Origin of the sequence: Cellulosimicrobium cellulans (assembly GCF_042723955.1) — a bacterium.
GTDB lineage: Bacteria > Actinomycetota > Actinomycetes > Actinomycetales > Cellulomonadaceae > Cellulosimicrobium > Cellulosimicrobium cellulans_H.
The window spans coordinates 13,655-15,590 of record NZ_JBHXIC010000079.1 but is presented as its reverse complement, the minus strand read 5'-3'; the positions used below and the strand labels follow the sequence as shown (position 1 = coordinate 15,590).

The window sequence follows — 1,936 nt, the reverse complement described above, 5'->3', positions numbered from 1 at the left end:
TTTTTATTTTTTTTTTTTTTTTTTTATTTGGGGGTTGGGTTGTTAGTTGGTGGTGGTTTCGTTTGTGTGTATAAAAATTCTGGCCCCTTTCGGGTCCGCGAGCCAAATTTAATGCCACAAACGGGGGAGCGGTCACTGCACGACGCCCAGGTCCTCCGCGTCGACGATGCGGTAGGCGTACCCCTGCTCCGCCAGGAACCGCTGGCGGTGGGCCGCGAAGTCCTGGTCGACGGTGTCGCGCGCGACGACGGCGTAGAAGTGCGCGGTGCGGCCGTCGGACTTCGGGCGCATGACGCGGCCGAGGCGCTGCGCCTCCTCCTGGCGCGACCCGAACGACCCCGACACCTGGATCGCGACCGACGCCTCGGGCAGGTCGATGGAGAAGTTCGCGACCTTCGACACCACGAGCCGGGAGATCTCCCCCGAGCGGAACGCGTCGAACAGGCGCTGGCGCTCGCGCACCGTCGTCGCGCCCGTGATGAGCGGCGCGTCGAGGTGGTTGCTCAGCTCCTCGAGCTGGTCGAGGTACTGGCCGATCACGAGCACCTGGTCGTCCGGGTGCTGCGCGACGATCTGCTCCACCACGCGGTTCTTGCCCGCGGCAGTCGCGGCGAGGCGGTACTTGTCCTCCGGCTCGGCGACGGCGTACGTCATCCGGTCGGACTCGGGCAGCGTGAGGCGCACCTCGACGCAGTCCGCGGGCGCGATGTACCCCTGCGCCTCGATGTCCTTCCACGGCGCGTCGTAGCGCTTGGGCCCGATGAGCGAGAACACCTCGTCCTCGCGACCGTCCTCGCGCACGAGCGTCGCCGTGAGCCCGAGACGACGCCGCGCCTGCAGGTCCGCCGTCATGCGGAAGATCGGCGCGGGCAGCAGGTGGACCTCGTCGTAGACCACGAGGCCCCAGTCGCGCGCGTCGAGCAGCTCGAGGTGCGTGTACACGCCCTTCCGCTTGGTCGTCAGCACCTGGTAGGTCGCGATCGTGACGGGCTTGATCTCCTTGCGCGCGCCCGAGTACTCGCCGATCTCGTCCTCGGTGAGCGTCGTGCGCCGCACGAGCTCGTCGCGCCACTGGCGCGCGCTGACCGTGTTCGTCACGAGGATGAGCGTCGTCGTCCCGGACCTCGCCATGGCGCCCGCCCCGACGATCGTCTTGCCCGCGCCGCACGGCAGCACGACGACGCCGCTCCCGCCGTGCCAGAACCCGTCCACGGCCTGCGCCTGGTACGGGCGCATCTCCCACGGCTTCGGAGCCTCGCCCTCGACGCGCGGGGGCGTCGTCGGGCTGAGCGCGATGGCGTGCTTCTCGCCGTCGACGTACCCCGCGAGGTCCTCGGCGGGCCAGCCGAGCTTCACGAGCACCTGCTTGAGGTGGCCGCGCTCGGACGGGTGCACGACGACCGTGAGGTCGTCGATGCGGTCGCCCACCAGCCCGGCGGTGCGCTTGGACTTGAGCACCTCGGCGAGCACGGCGCGGTCGGTCGCCTCGAGCACGAGGCCGTGCGTCGGGTGCTGCGCGAGCGTGAGCCGCCCGTAGCGCGACATCGTCTCCGCGACGTCGACGAGCAGCGCGTGCGGCACCGGGTACCGCGAGTACTCGATGAGCGTGTTGACGACCTGCTCCGCGTCGTGGCCCGCCGCGCGCGCGTTCCACAGGCCGAGCGGCGTGAGCCGGTAGGTGTGGACGTGCTCGGGGGCGCGCTCGAGCTCGGCGAACGGCGCGATCGCGCGGCGCGCGTCGTCGGCGCGCGGGTGGTCGACCTCGAGCAGCAGCGACTTGTCGCTCTGGACGATGAGTGGTCCGTCGGTCATGTGTCTCCTTGCCGAGGTAGAACCGTGGTCTCGCGAGGGAGAACCGTGGGGGGGGCTGGGGGTGGGGGGGGGGGGGGGCACGGGGAAGATCGACCCACACCCCGAGTGCGAGAGGGGGGTGGGT

1 protein-coding gene is annotated in these 1,936 nt (G+C 69.8%); it reads right to left on the bottom strand.

Annotated elements, in window-relative coordinates; genetic code table 11:
* Positions 1-132: 132 nt before the first annotated feature.
* On the bottom strand, positions 133-1,812 hold the full coding sequence (locus tag ACFWH7_RS17095; protein ID WP_378218192.1) for a DNA repair helicase XPB: 1,680 nt from the start codon (positions 1,810-1,812) through the stop codon (positions 133-135).
* Positions 1,813-1,936: the final 124 nt, after the last annotated feature.